The organism is Sphingomonas sp. 67-41 (assembly GCF_001899725.1).
Classification (GTDB): domain Bacteria; phylum Pseudomonadota; class Alphaproteobacteria; order Sphingomonadales; family Sphingomonadaceae; genus Sphingomonas; species Sphingomonas leidyi.
In genome coordinates, this window is sequence record NZ_MKWJ01000017.1 from 1 (window position 1) to 15,661 (window position 15,661).

Here is a 15,661-nt window from a genome sequence, read left to right on the forward strand (position 1 = left end):
CGAGCTGCCCTATGTGTTCCGCACGCGGGCGCTGGGGGAGAGCAAGCTCGATTATGTGGTGGCGATGGAATATCTCATCGCGCTCTACGATCGGATGTTCGGCCGGGTGGTGCCGGTGCGCTTCGTGATGTTCTCGGGCATCGGCGCGCTGGGCGCAGGCGTGCATTTCCTGGTGCTCGGCGTGCTGTTCCGCGGCCTGGCTTGGCCCTTTGTCGGGGCCACCATCCTCGCCACCGCGGCGGCGATGACGTTCAACTTCTTCCTCAACAACGCGCTCACCTATCGCGAGCAGCGGCTGCAGGGCGCGGGGCCGCTGCTGGCCGGCTGGTTCTCCTTCTGCCTGGTGTGCAGCGTGGGCGCGGCGGCGAATGTCGGGGTGGCGGCGTTCCTGCACAATGTCCAGCATGGCGACTGGCGCTTCGCGGCGCTGGCCGGCATCGCCGTCGCCGCCGTGTGGAACTTCGCCCTGTCCTCCCGCTTCGTCTGGGGACGGTACTGAACCGACGGGTCAGCGCCAGCTGCCGATCCACATCCAATGGGTGAAGCCCTGGCTGTCCGCCAGCGGGGCGGCCGAGAGGATCGGATAGAAATAGCCGAACACCAGCAGCGAGAGCGCGGCGAACCATTCTTCCCAACCGCGATTCCGGCCCCGGTCGAAATGCTGGAAGGCGATGGGCAGCGCCATGCACAGGAAGATGCTGCTCGGATGATAGTAATAATAGAAGCCGATCGACTTGGGGATCACGACATAGATCGCCAGCGATGCGGTCCATAGCAGCGCCACTGCCAGCGGCCGGATCGCCTTGTCCCGGAACCACGCCCAATAGCAGGCGGCTACCGCGACCAGCCCGCCCCACATGATCAGCGGGTTGCCGATCAGCAGCACGCCGCGCTGGGCGCCGCGATCCCATTCGTAGAAATACCAGATCGGCCGCAGCATCAGCGGCCAGCTCCACCAGCTCGACTGATAGGTGTGGTGCGGCAGGATCTGGGTCTGCATCTGCCACATGTGCAGCTGCTGGGCGAACAGGCCGGAGAGCGAGGTCAGCGGATCGGTGGTGTAGAAGAAGGCCGGCGCGAAGGTGACGAAATAGGTGGCCACGCTGACCACGCCCATCGCCAGGATCGCCGGGATCGCGGGCAGGCCGGGCCAGTGCGGCTGGTCCCTGCCCGAGAGCGCGGAGAGCAGCGGCCGCTTCGCCAGGCGCGCGTCGCGGGCGCGAATGACGAGGAAAGCCAGGGCGGCAAGCACGATATAGGGCACCCCCGCCCATTTGACTGCGGTGGTGAGCCCGAGCAGCACGCTCCCCGCGATCCAGCGCTGCCAGCTGGCGCCCCTGCCGGGGGCCTTCATCGCCCAGAGGAACGCCACCAGCGCCCAGATCAGGAAGGCGCCGAGGAATATGTCGAGCATGCCGGTGCGTGCCTGGACATAGACGGTCTGGTTGAGCGTGGTGAGCACCGCGCCGACCAGCGCGGTGCGCATGTTGCCGGCGAGCAGCCAGAGGAATGCGAAGACGCCGAGCACCGTGGCGGTGCCTGCCAGAGTCGAGGCGATGCGCCAGCCGAACGGATTGTCGCCGAACAGCGCCATGCCCGCCGCGATCAGCTCCTTGCCGAGCATCGGGTGCTCGACGTTGCGCGGGCCCGACAGGTCGAGCAGCGCCTGGGCGGCGGGCAGATAGTGGACCTCGTCGAACATGATCACGCTCGGCTGGTCGAGATGGACCAGGAACAGCGCCTGCACGGCGATGGCGAGGAGCAGGGCGACGAGCCAGGGGCGGTCCTGCAGGGCCTTGAGGCGATCGAGCATGGCGCGTTGATTAGCCGAGCGTTTGGTGGCCGTCATGCTGAACTTGGTTTCCGGATCCGCGGAGCGACGAAGCAGGACTTGTCGGCGCCCAAGTGACGAGCGGTGTTGACGCCCCGTCCCCTCAGCCGCAAAGCATCTCGCACTATGAAGCGTCGTACCGGCCAAGACCGCAGCGTAACCCGCAACTGGAAACCCGCCACCCAGGCCGTGCGCGGGGGCACCGCGCGTTCCGAATGGGGCGAGACGAGCGAGGCGATGTTCCTCACGTCCGGCTATGCCTATGATTGCGCGGGCGACGCCGCCGCGCGCTTCGCGGGCGAGCAGCAGGGCATGACCTATTCGCGCCTGCAGAACCCGACGGTGGAGATGCTCGAGGAGCGGATCGCCCTGCTCGAAGGCGCCGAGGCCTGCCGCACCATGTCGTCGGGCATGGCGGCGATGACGGCGGCGATCCTGTGCCAGGTGAGCGCGGGCGACCATATCGTCCAGGGCCGCGCCGCCTTCGGTTCCTGCCGCTGGCTGACCGACAGCCTGCTCCCGCGCTTCGGCGTGGAGACGACGGTGATCGACGCGCGCGATCCGCAGCAGTTCGCGGACGCGGTGCGCCCGAACACCAAGGTCTTCTTCTTCGAGACGCCGGCCAACCCGACGATGGACGTGGTCGACCTGGAAGCGGTGTGCGGCATTGCCCGGAAGCACGGCATCACCAGCGTGGTCGACAATGCCTTCGCCACGCCCGCGCTCCAGCGCCCGCTCGAATTCGGCGCGGACGTGGTGGCCTATTCGGCGACCAAGATGATGGACGGGCAGGGCCGCGTGCTCGCCGGCGCGGTCGCCGGCTCCGCCGCCTTCATCAACGACGTGCTGCTGCCCTTCACCCGCAACACCGGGCCGACCTTGTCGCCGTTCAACGCCTGGGTGGTGCTCAAGGGGCTGGAGACGCTCGACCTGCGTATCCGCCGGCAGAGCGAGAATGCGCTGAAGGTGGGCAGCTTCCTCGAGCAGCGGGTGCCCCGGATCAACTTCCCGGCGCTGCCGAGCCACCCGCAGCACAATCTGTTCAACCGCCAGATGGACGCGGCCGGCCCGATCTTCTCGTTCGAGGTCGATGGCGGCCGTGCACAGGCGCACGCGCTGCTCGATGCGCTCGAGCTGGTCGACATCTCGAACAATATCGGTGATTCGCGCTCGCTGATGACGCATCCGGCCTCCACCACCCATTCGAGCGTGGCCGAGGAGAAGCGCTTGGAGATGGGCGTGACCGAGGGCATGCTGCGGCTCAATGTCGGGCTGGAGGATTCCGAGGACGTGATCGCCGATCTGGACCAGGCGCTGAGGGCCGCCGGCTTGTGATGGACGCATTGTTCACCGATGCGGCGGAAACGCGCGGGATCACCGTGCGCGTGTCGGTGAGCTATCTGCCCGAGCAGAGCGAGCCCGATCGCGGCCGCTGGTTCTGGGCCTATCACATCCGCATCGAGAATAGCGGGCCGATGACGGTGCAGCTGCTGACGCGGCACTGGATCATCACCGACGGCCGGGGCGCGCGCCACACGGTGGAAGGCGAAGGCGTGGTCGGCGAGCAGCCGATGATCGCGCCGGGGGCGAGCTTCGACTATGTCTCGGGCTGCCCGCTGAGCACGCCGATGGGGAACATGCAGGGCAGCTATCACATGATCGGAGAGGACGGCTCGGCGTTCGACGTCGCCATCCCCAAATTCGCACTCACGGCGCCGGCGGTGGCGGAATGAAGCGGACGCATCTTCCCCTCAACGGCCTGCGCGTGCTCGACGCGGCGGCGCGGCATTTGAGCTTCACCCGCGCGGCGGACGAGCTGGCGGTGACGCCGGCGGCGGTCGGCCAGCAGATTCGCGCGCTCGAGGACACGCTGGGCGTCGTCCTGTTCCGCCGTACCACTAAGGGGCTGGAGCTGACGCCGGAGGCCGAGGCGGGGCTGGCGGCGCTGCGGGCGGGCTTCCTCCAGTTCGAGGAAAGCGTGCGCGCGATGCAGGCGGGGCAATCGTCCAAGTCGCTGACCATCGCCGCGCCGCGCGACCTGACCGCGAAATGGCTGATGCCGCGCCTGGCCGAGATCGCGCGCGAGGACAGCGACCTGCGCTTCATGCTCGTCCCCGCGGACGAGGCGATCGACTTCACCGAAGCCAATCTCGATCTCGCGATCCGCTGGGGCGAAGGGCCCGGCGAGCATGAGGGCGAGGCGCTGGAGAGCGACGGGATGGTCACGGTCGAGCGGCCGGGCGGCAGCATCGACGTGCGCATCTCGTGGCCCGGTTGCATGGCCGAGGATGCCGGCTCGCTGGTGCGGGTCGCCGATGCCGGGCTTGCGCTCGACGCGGCGGCCGAGGGGCTGGGCCGTGCCACCGTGCCCGAGCTGCTGGCCCGTAGCGACATCGAATCGGGCCGGGTCGTCGTCGTCGGCGAGCCTAAGAGTTCGAAGCTCGGCTATTGGCTGGTCGCGCCCTTGCCCCAGTGGCGGCAGAAGAAGGTGAAGACGCTGGTCGACGCGCTGGCGGCGTGAGCGCGCTCCGATCGCGGGCCGATGCGCATCGGCCTTCATCGGTGCGGCGAAGCCGGATAAGGAGGCGCAAAACCGCAGGAGCGAACACCCATGCCGCAAAGCCCTTGGAGCCATAGCCGCAGCGCCGGCATTGCCGACGACATCGATTTCGAGATCAAGGGACAGGAGCTTCAGTTCGTCGAGATCGAGCTCGATCCGGGCGAGAGCGCGGTGGCGGAGGCGGGCGCGCTGGTGTGGAAGGACGCCGCGGTGGGGATGACCACCGTGTTCGGCGACGGCAGCGGCGGGCAGGGCGGCGGCTTCATGGGCGCGCTGCTCGGCGCCGGCAAGCGGCTGGTCACCGGCGAGAGCCTGTTCACCACCGTCTTCACCCATAACGGTTCGGGCAAGGCGCGCGTCGCCTTCGCGGCGCCGGTGCCGGGCGCGATCGTGCCGCTGAAGCTCGATTCGGTCGGCGGCACGCTGATCTGCCAGAAGGACGCGTTCCTCTGTGCGGCCAAGGGCGTGTCGATGGGCATCGCGTTTCAGCGGCGGATCATGACCGGCCTGTTCGGCGGCGAGGGTTTCATCATGCAGAAGCTCGACGGCGATGGCTGGGTGTTCGTCCAGTTCGGCGGCATGGTCGTCGAGCGCGAGCTGGCGGCGGACGAGGAGCTCCACGTCGACACTGGCTGCGTCGCCGCCTTCACCCCTTCGGTGGAGTTCGACCTGGTCGGCGCCGGCGGGGTGCGCAGCGCGATCTTCGGCGGCGAGGGCTTGTTCTTCGCGCGGTTGCGCGGCCCGGGCAAGGTCTGGATCCAGTCGCTGCCCTTTTCCCGCCTAGCCGGGCGGATGATGGCGGCGGCGAGCAGCCATGGCGGGCAGAATCGCGGCGAAGGCTCGGTGCTGGGCGGGCTTGGCGACCTGATCGGAGGCAATCGTTGAGCCGGCCGATCCCCGATCTGCGCGATCCCGAGCAGCGCAGCGCCTATCGTCGCGAGCTGATGCAGGTGGCCAAGGGGCCGCGCCGCCTGGGCGTGGCGCTGGCGGTGATCGGGTCGGCGCTGATCCTGATCAACGCCTATTGGACGCCGATTCCGAACCTCGTCACGCTGGCGGCCATCGTCACGGGCTTCGCGTTGATGCTGATGGGGATCGGCATGCGCACCAAATATCACAAGCGGCGGATGCGCGGAGAGATTTAGGGTCCGGGGCAACCGGCATCTAGCTGCAGCAGCTCCCCGGCGAAGGGCGGGCCCCAGTATCGGGGCGGCTGTTTGGGCGGTCGAACCTCTCGAACGACGTGGCAACTGGGCCCCGGCCTTCGCCGGGGGTCAGCTTCCGCAAATTCGTCGCTTGACGTGCCATTAGCTAAGGCGCGGTCAGCTCCGCCGCCTTGCCGATCAGCGAGGCGAAGCGGCTCTCGTCGACGGCCTTCTGCATATCGTTCCAGCTGCCCGTGACGACGTACCAGTCGCCGTTCCGCGCCTGGAGCAGCAGGGTCATGTTCATCACGCCGGGTTCCGATCCGCCCTTGTAGCCGATCCATTGCCACTTGCCGCGCACATCGGGGCTGACGCCCGGATTGGTGGACAGGATCCTGCGTGCGTCGGTGCCGGCCATGCCCTCGGTGTTCCGCCGCAGCCAGTCCATCACCCGGACCAGATCGTTCGGGGTCTCGAACCATTCGAGCGTGTCGATGCGGTTGGGGATCTTCCGGGTGAAGCTGGTCGCGTCGATCAGGATCGGCGGGATGCCGGCTACTTCCCCTTCAAGCAGCTTGCGGCGCCCGGCCTCGTCCAGCGCCAGATAGCGGTCGCCCAGTCCGGCGACGCCCTTCAGCCGGAAGACGTCGAGCGTACCCAGAAAGGGCCGATTGCGCGCCGGATCGGCGATGCCGAGCACCGGCATCATCGCCTCGACCTTCGCGCGGCCGAGATGCTGGAGCAGGATGTCGGTCGCGCTGTTGTCGCTGATCGAGATCATCTGGGTGGCGAGCTCGCGCAGGGTCACCTGCGTGCCCTTGGGCTTCATGGTGTAGCCGCCACCGGGCAGCATGCCGCCGTCGAGCGTGACGAGATCGTCCCATTTGCGCTCGCCGGCATTGGTGGCGCGGACCAGCTCGGCGAGGATCACCAGCTTGAACGCCGATCCGATCGCATAGGGCTTGTCGGCATTGCGGCCGGCGAGCGGCTGCGGCGCACCGCTGCCCAGTTTCGCGATCGCATAGCCGACATCGCCGGGCAGGGTGGCAAGGGCGCTTTCGACTTGCGGCAGCGTCTTCTCGGCACTCTCGAATCCGCGGACGAGCAGCCCGCCCACCCGGTGCGGCGGCGCCGGGTCGGCCACGAGGAGGACGTTCGCCACCGCTTTCTCATACTGGACGCGGATATTGGCCCGCCACGGCGTCTCCTGCGTCACGCCGAGGATCGCGAGCGGCTTGCCATTGGCGGCGATCAGCTGCGCGGTGACGCTCTGGAGCATCGCCTGCGGCACTTTCTCCTGGAAGGCGGGCGTGAAATAGCCGGCATAGTCCCCGCCTCCGTTCAGGATCGCGATAAGCTCCCCGAGCCGCAGGGTGAAGGCGGGGTCGGCCCGAACCGGCTGCGGCGGCGCAGTCTGCGCGGAAGCGGGTGCGGCGAGCAGGAAAGCGGCGAGAAGCGGGAGCAGGCGCATCATTGCCTCGGCGGCTGTGGACGCGCTGCTTCTACGCGAGGTAAATCATGATATCAAGATTATTGCTGCACATTTCCCGCTCGGTCATCCCCGCGAAGGCGGGATGACGCGGGAGGGGAGCGCGAACCCTTTCAGGCGTCGATCACTTCCTCGTCGAGCCGTGCCGCGTTCTCCTGGATAAAGGCGAAACGATGGGCGGGATTGTTGCCCATGAGGCGATCCACCAGATCCTTCACCCCGGCACGCTCCTCATATTCCTGGGGCAGGGTGATGCGCAGCAGGCCCCGGGTCGCCGGGTCCATCGTGGTTTCCTTGAGCTGGTTCGGGTTCATTTCCCCCAGGCCCTTGAAGCGGCTGACCTCCACCTTCTTGCCCTTGAACGCCGTCGCCTCGATCTCGAGCCGGTGCGCGTCGTCGCGCGCATAGAGCGACTTGGAGCCCACCGTCAGGCGATAGAGCGGCGGCTGGGCGAGATAGAGATGCCCCTGGCGGACCAGGTCGGGCATCTCCTGGAAGAAGAAGGTCATCAGCAGCGTGGCGATATGGGCGCCGTCCACGTCCGCGTCGGTCATGATGATGATGCGCTCGTAGCGCAGGTTGCTGGGGTCGCAATCCTTGCGGGTGCCGCAGCCCATGGCGAGGATCAGGTCGGCGATCTCCTGGTTGGCCAGGATCTTCGCCGAGGTGGCGGAGGCGACGTTCAGGATCTTGCCGCGGATCGGCAGGATCGCCTGGGTCTTGCGGTCGCGCGCCTGCTTGGCGGAACCGCCGGCCGAATCGCCTTCGACGATGAACAGCTCGGTGCCCGCCGGATCGTCGGCCGAGCAATCGGTGAGCTTGCCGGGCAGGCGGAGCTTGCGCGCGCTGGTCGCGGTCTTGCGCTTGACCTCGCGTTCCTGCTTGCGGCGCAGGCGGTCGTCCATCCGCTCGAGCACATAGCCGAGCAGCGCCTTGCCGCGGTCCATATTGTCGGCGAGGAAATGGTCGAAATGGTCGCGCACCGCCTTTTCGACCAGGCCGGCGGCCTCGGGCGAGGTCAGCCGGTCCTTGGTCTGCGACTGGAATTGCGGATCGCGGATGAAGACCGACAACATCAGCTCGGAACCGGTCATCACGTCGTCCGCGGTGATGTCCTTGGCCTTCTTGTTGCCGATCAGTTCGCCAAAGGCACGGATGCCCTTGGTCAACGCGGCGCGCAGGCCCGCCTCATGGGTGCCGCCATCGGGCGTCGGGATGGTGTTGCAGTACCAGCTGTACGACCCGTCGGACCATAGCGGCCAGGCGACTGCCCATTCGACGCGGCCGTTATGCTCGCCCGGGAAATCCTGGCGCCCGGCGAAGAAATCGGCGGTGGCGCATTCGCGGGCGCCGAGCTGCTCCTTCAAATGGTCGGCCAGGCCGCCGGGGAACTGGAACACGGCTTCGGGCGGCGTCTCGTCGCCGATCAGCTCGGCGTCGCACTTCCAGCGGATCTCGACGCCGGCGAACAGATAGGCCTTGGAACGGACCAGCTTGTAGAGCCGGCCCGGCTTGAACAGCATCTCGCCGAAGATCTCGGTATCAGGTACGAAGCTGACGGAAGTGCCGCGCCGGTTGGGCGTGCCGCCGACATGCTCGAGCGGCCCCAGCGTCTTCCCCTGGCTGAAGCGCTGGCGATAGAGCTGCTTGTCGCGCGCGACCTCCACGGTGGTGTCGATCGACAGCGCGTTGACCACCGAGATGCCGACGCCGTGCAGGCCGCCGCTGGTGGCATAGGCCTTGCCGGAGAATTTGCCGCCCGAGTGGAGCATCGAGAGAATCACCTCGAGCGCCGACTTGTCGGGGAATTTCGGATGCGGATCGATCGGCATGCCGCGGCCATTGTCGACGATGGTGATGCGGTTGCCGGCCTCGAGCGTGACTTCGATGCGGTTGGCATGGCCGGCCACCGCCTCGTCCATCGCATTGTCGAGGATCTCGGCGGCGAGATGGTGCAGCGCGCGTTCGTCGGTGCCGCCGATATACATGCCCGGGCGGCGCCGTACCGGCTCCAGCCCTTCGAGGACTTCGATCGAGGAGGCGTCATAGGTGCCGGAGGGCACGCCCGGCGCGGCAAACAGGTCTTCAGCGGCCATGGAGAACGTATAGGGGGTGCGGGGTGAGGGGCGCAAGGGATGGAGCCGTCCAATTCCTCCTCCGGCTTGCCGGGGAGGAATTTGGGAATCACGCCGCCTTGAGCTGGGCGATGAACTTGTCGGTCGCCGCTTCCAGCGCCACTGCCGCCTCGGAAAGCCCGGTCGCGGCGCTGGAGACCCGGTCGGACAGCGCCTCGGTGTCGCTTGCCACGGTGGCGACGGCGCCGATCCGCTCGGCCATGCGGGTGGCGCCCATGGCCGTGTCGTGGGCAGTCGCTTCGATCATGCCCGCGGCCTGGCGCTGCCCGTCGACTTCGCTGCGGATCGCCTCCGCGGCCGCGGCAACCTCGGCGACGGTGGCGGCGATCTCGTCGAGCGCGCCGTGCGCCAGGGTGGCGCCGCCCTGGACGGTGCCGGCGAGGGTGCGAATCTCCTCGGTGGCGGAGCCGGTCTGGTTGGCGAGTGCCTTCACTTCGTGCGCAACCACCGCGAAGCCGCGGCCGATATCTCCGGCACGCGCCGCTTCGATCGTGGCGTTCAGCGCCAGCAGGTTGGTCCGGGCGGCGATCTCCTGGATCGATTCGGCGAAGCGGGTGATGGTGTTCGCGCGCTCGGCCAGTGCGCGCACCGCATTCTCGCCCGAACGCGAGACGCCGCGCGCCGCGCCGCTCAGATTCGCCTGCTGGTCGACGCTGGTGGCGATCGCCACGATCGAGGCGGTGAGCTGGCGCACGCCGCTGGCGAGCCCGCCCGCGGTGTCCGAAGCCTGGCTGGCGATATGCGCGGTCGCGGCGAGCTCCACGCTCGCCGTATGGGCCAGCGAATTGAGCGCATGGGCCGAGCGATCGAGGTCGCTCGCGGCCCGGGTGACGTCGCGCACGGTCTCGGCGACCGAGTCCTGAAAGGCGGTGGCGAGCGCCAGCATCTCGCGGCGGCGCTCGGCGGTCGCGTCGCGCTCGCTCGCTTCGCGGCGCGCGCGCTCGGCGCGCTCGCGCGATTCGGCGGCGCGCATCGCGGTGAGCGCCGCCTCGGCATCGTCGCGCCGCGCGGTGGCATCCGCGGCGAAGCGGTCGCTCTGGGCGCGGGCATCGGCCTGCGCCTCGATCAGGCGGACGAGCTGGGTGGTGAGATAGGCGAGCACCGCGAATTCGAGCAGCACCGCCACGGCATGGAAGACGACGCGTCCGAAGTTGCCGCCGCCCTCGAACACCCAGGCAGGCACCGCGAGCTGGAAGACGATGTGATGGACCGCGATCATCGCGCAGGCGAGCGCGATCGGCCGCCAGTCGTAGAGCAGCGTCAGGCCCGAGAGCGCGACGAAGAAATACATGTGCGAGTCCATCTGCCAGGGATGGCCGGTCAGCGCATAGACGGCGAGCGCGGGCTGGATCGCGGCGAGCGTGCCGACGATCAGCCGCGCGGCGGCATCGTAGCGGCGGCGCAGCGCGACGATCGTCGGGACGATGTTCGCCGCGGCACCCAGCAAAAGGGTCATCCACTCGCGCTGGCTGCCGAGCAGCAGGCCGAGCAGGAAGACCACGCCGACAGTCGCCCAGCTCGCCACGACCAGCGTCCGGACGCCGCGGCGCCGAAGGCGATCGATCTCGTTCATGCGGCCGCGCCTCCGCACAGGGCCGGCGGCGCCGCGAGGATCAGGATTGCCCGGCCCCGGAGCGCCGAGGCGATGGCGGGATGCGTGCCCGTGACGACGAAGCTGCCCGGCAGCGGCCCGTCGCCGAGCAGTTGCGCGCCGCTGTCGATTGCCTGGGCGAGCATGTGGTCCGCCGCACCCGGCAGCATGGGCACGAGCAGCATCCGCCCCTGGCTGGGAGGCCAGAAGGCTGCGCAGGCCACTGCCAGCCCGGCGAGCACGAGCTGCGCGGGCAGGGCGTGACGGGCGAGGATTGATCCGAAACGGTTCATTCCGCGCGTCTAGCGGGGATTAGGTTAGAAACACGTAAACCACAGTATTTGCGCAGATTACGATATTCGTCGCGCGTCTCCGATGGCCCTTGGCCCGGACCGGCGATGCATGCCGATCCAGATCACCGCCTCGGTCGCGATGCCGACGCCGACGTCGAGGACGCGCTGGAGGAGGCCGCCCCGCAGATGCGCCGCCGATCGATCGTGATGCTCCTGCTCCTCCTCGACGATGTCCAGGAGGATGGCGACCGCGGCGGGATCGCTGGATCCGAGCGCCGCGATCTGCGCGGCCATGTGGCGCAGCACGACTCGTTCGATCGCAACCGTGGTGGCGGCGATCGCGTGGCAGCCGAGCAGGCCCGTAATGGTGCCGAGCAGGGTGCCCAGCGCCGCGCACAGGGCATAGCTGGGGCAGCGCGCTTGTCCGCGGCGGGCGAGTTCGGCGGCGAACAGCGCGCGGTGGCGCATCTCGTGCGCGATGAACGCCTCGATCTCGGCCAGCAGGCCCGGCGCGGTCCAGCGGGCGAGCCGTCGCTGCGCCCGATAGACGCATACCGCGCCGTGCTCGCCGGCATGGTCGACGCGCAGCACGCGGTCACCCAGCGTCTCGCCAGGTGCCAGGCGTGCCGCGATCGGCATCGATGATTAGCGGACGCGCGGGCCGCCAAAGGGCAGGGGCGGCGGCGGACGGCGATCGCGGCGGGGCAGCTGCGCCTGATAGGCATGGCCGCAATGCTCGACGCAATAGGGGAAGCCCGGGTTCACCTTGTCGCCGCAGAAATGGAAGTCCGGCTCGCCCGGATGGCCGATCGGCCATTTGCAGATCTTGTCGTTGAGATCGAGCAGGCTCGTCTTGCCCGCGATCGCCTCGGACGGCTTGGCGGGGACAAGCCGGCGCGGCGGGGCCGGCGAGATCGGCGGGGTCTGCTCGCCGGGGTTCTGGCGGACGAAGCCACCCGGGCCGACCGAACGGAGCACCGGTCCGTCGGAAGCGGGCTTGGGCTCGGCCGGAGCGGAGGGCGTGGCGGCCGGCGCGGCGGCGCGCGGAGCCGGCGACTCGGCGGGAGTGGCGGTGGCGGCCGGCGTCGGGCGCGGCGCGGGCGCCGGCTTGGGCTCGGCCGCGGCCTTGGGCTCGTTGGGCTTCACGGGGGACGGACGCGCGGGCAGGCCCAGGCGGTGCGCCTTGCCGATCACGGCATTGCGGCTCACCCCGCCCAGCTCCTCGGCGATCTGGGTCGCGGTCAGCCCGCTGTCCCACATCTTCTTCAGCGTATCGATCCGCTCTTCGGTCCAGCTCAAAACTTCTCTTCCTTCACCTTGCAGGCGGCCCGCGCAGCGGTTACGCGAACGCGCGATGAGCAGCCAGCCTGAATTCGGTCAACAGCTCCCCGAGCCCGGCGTTCCGGTGATCCGCAACGTCAACTGGGGAGGTTTGCGCACCCTCTATATCAAGGAGGTGCGCCGTTTCTTCAAGGTGCAGCTCCAGACGGTATGGGCACCGGCGGTCACGACGCTGCTGTTTCTGGTGATCTTCACCGTCGCGCTGGGCGGCGGCGGGCGGATGGTGACGCTCCAGCACCGCGAGATTCACTTCGCCGAATTCATTGCGCCCGGCCTGATCGTGATGGGCATGCTGCAGAACGCCTTCGCCAATGCCAGCTTCTCGCTGCTGGTCGGCAAGATCCAGGGCACGATCGTCGACTATCTCATGCCCCCGCTCTCGACCACCGAGGTGCTCGCGGCCTTGTGCGGCGGTGCGGTGACGCGCGCCTTCTGCGTGGGCGGCACGGTGTGGCTGGCGATGGCGATCTGGGGCGTGAACCTGTGGCCGCAGCATCTCTGGGCGGTGCTGTGGTTCGGTTTCCTCGGCTCGCTCTTCCTCGCGCTGATGGGCGTGCTGACGTCGATCTGGGCGGAGAAGTTCGATCATGCCGCGGCGGTGACCAATTTCGTCGTCGCGCCGCTCGCCCTGCTCTCGGGCACCTTCTATTCGGTCGAGCGGCTGGCCCCGACCTTCCAGGCGATCAGCCACGCCAACCCGTTCTTCTACATCATCTCGGGCTTCCGCTACGGCTTCCTCGGAGTCGCCGATTCGCCGATCCTGGTCGGCAGCCTGGTGATCCTGGGGCTCGACGTGCTGCTGGGCTTCGTCTGCTACACGCTGCTGCGGCGTGGATGGAAGATCAAGAACTAGGCCGATTCCAGGTCGATAGCGTGGGCGCATGCGCCTCGCCGAAACGATTATTGCCTCTCCGGCTGGAGGCTCGTAAACACCCGCCTCGGGCGGTCCCGACAGGCCGCCCTTTTGCGTTTCTGGAGTCTCGTTTCGAGCTTTTCACGAAGGAGTATGTTCCCATGACCATCACCCCGCTCATGCCCGTCTATCCGCGGTGCGCTGTGCGGCCGGTGCGAGGCGAGGGCGTGTATCTCTATGGCGAGCGCGGCGAGCAGTATCTGGACTTCGCCGCGGGCATCGCGGTCAACGCGCTCGGCCATGGCCATCCCCACCTGACCAAGGTGCTGCAGGACCAGGTCGCCACGCTGATGCACGTGTCGAACCTCTATGGCAGCCCCCAGGGCGAGGCGCTGGCCCAGCGGATCGTCGACAACAGCTTCGCCGACACGGTGTTCTTCACCAATTCGGGCGTCGAGGCGATCGAGTGCGCGATCAAGACCGCCCGCCGCTATCACTATGTCAGCGGCAACCCCCAGCGCCACAAGCTGATCACCTTCAAGAACGCCTTTCACGGCCGTTCGATCGGCGCGATCTCGGCGACCGACCAGCCCAAGATGCGCGACGGCTTCGAGCCGCTGCTGCCGGGCTTCGACTATGTGAAGTTCAACGACCTCGAAGGCGCGCTGGCGAAGATCGACGACGAGACGGCGGGCTTCCTGGTCGAGACGGTGCAGGGCGAGGGCGGCATGACCGCGGGCACGCCCGAGTTCATCCAGGGCCTGCGCAAGGCGTGCGACGAGCATGGCCTGCTGCTCATCCTCGACGAGATCCAGTGCGGCTATGGCCGCACCGGCAAGATGTGGGCCTATGAGCATTACGGCATCACTCCGGACATCATGACCGCCGCCAAGGGCATCGGTGGCGGCTTCCCGCTCGGCGCCTGCCTGGCGACCGAGGAAGCGGCCAAGGGCATGGTGATCGGCACGCACGGCTCCACCTATGGCGGCAATCCGCTGGCCATGGCGGCGGGGCAGGCGGTGCTCGACGTGATGCTCGAGCCGGGCTTCCTCGATCACGTTACCAAGATGGGCGAGCGCCTCCGCCAGGCCTTCGAGCAGATGATCCCCAACCATGATCATTTGTTCGAGGAGATCCGCGGCAAGGGGCTGATGCTGGGCATCAAGATGAAGGAGCCGGCGGTGAGCCGCGACTTCGTGGCGCACCTGCGCGACAATCACGGGCTGCTGACTGTCGCGGCGGGCGAGAACGTGTTCCGCGTGCTGCCGCCGCTGGTGATCGACGAGGATCACATCGCCGAATGCATCGAGCGCCTCAGCGAGGGCGCCCGCAGCTTCGCGCCGCCGAGCGGTGGCTGAAACCAAGATCCTCCCCGGGACGGGGAGGGGGACCATGCCGAAGGCATGGCGGAGGGGGAGCGCCCCAAGCGATTCGCTGGTGGAGGGCCCCCTCCACCACCGCTTCGCGGCGGTCCCCCTCCCCGTGTCGGGGAGGATTTAAGATGCGCCACTTCCTTGATCTGTCCGACGCCGGCGCCGCCGGCATCCAGGCGATGCTCGACGATGCCATTGCCCGCAAGCAAGCCCGTGCCGGCTGGCCGAAGGGGAAGGTGGACGCCGATGCTCCGCTCGCCGGTCGCGTGCTGGCGATGGTGTTCGAGAAGAACTCCACGCGCACGCGGGTTTCGTTCGACATGGCGATCCGCCAGCTCGGCGGCACGTCGATCGTGATGGACGCGGGCTCGATGCAGCTCGGCCGCGGCGAGAGCATTGCCGATACCGCGCGCATCCTCTCGGGCTATGTCGACGCGATCATGATCCGCACCGACGATCACCAGAAGGTGGTCGACATGGCGCGATATGCCAGCGTGCCGGTGATCAACGGCCTTACCGACGCTTCGCACCCCTGCCAGATCATGGCGGACCTGGAGACGATCCTCGAGGCCGGCTTCGCGCTGCCGGGGCTGAAGGTCGCCTGGCTGGGCGACGGCAACAATGTCCTCGCCTCGATCATGGAGGCCGGCGGGCTGATGGGCTTCGATGTCGTCGCGGCCTGCCCCCAGGGCTATCAGCCGAGCGACGCGGACGTGGCGCGCGGCAAGGGCCGGGCGAAAGTGGTCGGCACGCCGCAGGAAGCGGTGGAGGGCGCCGACATCGTCGTCACCGATACCTGGATCTCGATGGGCCAGGCGCATGCCGAGACCAAGCTCGCCGCGATGATGCCCTTCCAGGTGACCGAGGCGCTGATGGGCGTCGCCAAGCCGGGCGCCAGGTTCCTCCACTGCCTGCCCGCGCATCGCGGCGAGGAAGTGGTCGACGAAGTGATCGACGGGCCGCAGTCGCTGATCTGGCAGGAGGCGGAAAATCGCCTCCACGCGCAGAAAGCTGTGCTACGGTGGTGCTTCGGGCAGATCTAGGAGGCGT

At 68.2% G+C, this 15,661-nt stretch carries 16 protein-coding genes; 9 read left to right on the top strand and 7 right to left on the bottom strand.

The window, feature by feature from the left end:
* Window positions 1-499: GtrA family protein (locus BGP17_RS08665; protein ID WP_286711701.1), on the top strand; the 499-nt coding region annotated here is incomplete at its 5' end.
* Between the two features lie 9 nt (window positions 500-508).
* Here the strand turns inward: BGP17_RS08665 and BGP17_RS08670 are convergent.
* Entirely contained in the window at window positions 509-1,813 is a 1,305-nt protein-coding gene (locus BGP17_RS08670) for a glycosyltransferase family 39 protein (protein ID WP_286711702.1), read from the bottom strand.
* A gap of 144 nt (window positions 1,814-1,957) precedes the next feature.
* On the opposite strand from BGP17_RS08670, the gene BGP17_RS08675 reads away from it, so the two are divergent.
* From BGP17_RS08675 to BGP17_RS08695, 5 genes are all read left to right on the top strand, one after another.
* Window positions 1,958-3,166 (top strand): trans-sulfuration enzyme family protein, encoded by a 1,209-nt coding sequence (locus BGP17_RS08675; protein WP_286711703.1) that lies wholly within the window; start codon window positions 1,958-1,960, stop codon window positions 3,164-3,166.
* Complete coding sequence (gene apaG, locus BGP17_RS08680; RefSeq protein WP_086130998.1) at window positions 3,166-3,564, top strand: Co2+/Mg2+ efflux facilitator ApaG/CorD; 399 nt, start codon at window positions 3,166-3,168, stop codon at window positions 3,562-3,564. The genes BGP17_RS08675 and apaG overlap by 1 nt, the downstream gene beginning before the upstream one ends.
* Window positions 3,561-4,352 carry a LysR family transcriptional regulator gene (locus BGP17_RS08685; protein WP_167301167.1) on the top strand — a complete coding sequence of 264 codons (792 nt, stop codon included), beginning with the start codon at window positions 3,561-3,563 and terminating at the stop codon, window positions 4,350-4,352. The genes apaG and BGP17_RS08685 overlap by 4 nt, the downstream gene beginning before the upstream one ends.
* Window positions 4,353-4,442: 90 nt before the next feature.
* Window positions 4,443-5,276 (top strand): TIGR00266 family protein, encoded by an 834-nt coding sequence (locus tag BGP17_RS08690; RefSeq protein WP_167301166.1) that lies wholly within the window; start codon window positions 4,443-4,445, stop codon window positions 5,274-5,276.
* Window positions 5,273-5,536, top strand: a complete 264-nt coding sequence (locus BGP17_RS08695) for a hypothetical protein (protein ID WP_167301165.1) — start codon at window positions 5,273-5,275, stop codon at window positions 5,534-5,536. Before BGP17_RS08690 ends, BGP17_RS08695 begins: the two co-directional genes overlap by 4 nt.
* 166 nt (window positions 5,537-5,702) lie before the next feature.
* Here the strand turns inward: BGP17_RS08695 and BGP17_RS08700 are convergent, their stop codons facing one another.
* The 6 genes from BGP17_RS08700 to BGP17_RS08725 form a co-directional block, all read right to left on the bottom strand.
* A complete protein-coding gene (locus BGP17_RS08700) occupies window positions 5,703-7,010 on the bottom strand; it encodes a serine hydrolase (RefSeq protein WP_286711704.1) in 1,308 nt (435 codons plus the stop codon).
* Between the two features lie 128 nt (window positions 7,011-7,138).
* Window positions 7,139-9,121, bottom strand: coding sequence for a DNA topoisomerase IV subunit B (gene parE / locus BGP17_RS08705; RefSeq protein WP_286711705.1), 1,983 nt, complete (start codon window positions 9,119-9,121; stop codon window positions 7,139-7,141).
* An 88-nt stretch (window positions 9,122-9,209) separates the two neighbouring features.
* The gene (locus tag BGP17_RS08710; protein WP_286711706.1) at window positions 9,210-10,733 is read right to left on the bottom strand and encodes a methyl-accepting chemotaxis protein; all 1,524 of its coding nucleotides are present in this window, start codon (window positions 10,731-10,733) and stop codon (window positions 9,210-9,212) included.
* On the bottom strand, window positions 10,730-11,044 hold the full coding sequence (locus BGP17_RS08715) for a hypothetical protein (RefSeq protein WP_286711707.1): 315 nt from the start codon (window positions 11,042-11,044) through the stop codon (window positions 10,730-10,732). The genes BGP17_RS08710 and BGP17_RS08715 overlap by 4 nt, the downstream gene beginning before the upstream one ends.
* Window positions 11,045-11,101: 57 nt before the next feature.
* A complete protein-coding gene (locus tag BGP17_RS08720) occupies window positions 11,102-11,683 on the bottom strand; it encodes a demethoxyubiquinone hydroxylase family protein (RefSeq protein ID WP_167301160.1) in 582 nt (193 codons plus the stop codon).
* A gap of 6 nt (window positions 11,684-11,689) precedes the next feature.
* Window positions 11,690-12,343, bottom strand: coding sequence for a GcrA family cell cycle regulator (locus BGP17_RS08725; RefSeq protein ID WP_167301159.1), 654 nt, complete (start codon window positions 12,341-12,343; stop codon window positions 11,690-11,692).
* A 55-nt stretch (window positions 12,344-12,398) separates the two neighbouring features.
* Here BGP17_RS08725 and BGP17_RS08730 point away from each other — a divergent pair, with 55 nt between their 5' ends.
* From BGP17_RS08730 to argF, 3 genes are all read left to right on the top strand, one after another.
* The gene (locus BGP17_RS08730) at window positions 12,399-13,238 is read left to right on the top strand and encodes an ABC transporter permease (protein WP_286711708.1); all 840 of its coding nucleotides are present in this window, start codon (window positions 12,399-12,401) and stop codon (window positions 13,236-13,238) included.
* Window positions 13,239-13,399: 161 nt separating this feature from the next.
* Window positions 13,400-14,596, top strand: coding sequence for an aspartate aminotransferase family protein (locus BGP17_RS08735; RefSeq protein ID WP_286711709.1), 1,197 nt, complete (start codon window positions 13,400-13,402; stop codon window positions 14,594-14,596).
* Between the two features lie 143 nt (window positions 14,597-14,739).
* The gene (gene argF / locus BGP17_RS08740) at window positions 14,740-15,654 is read left to right on the top strand and encodes an ornithine carbamoyltransferase (RefSeq protein ID WP_286711710.1); all 915 of its coding nucleotides are present in this window, start codon (window positions 14,740-14,742) and stop codon (window positions 15,652-15,654) included.
* Window positions 15,655-15,661 lie beyond the last annotated feature (7 nt).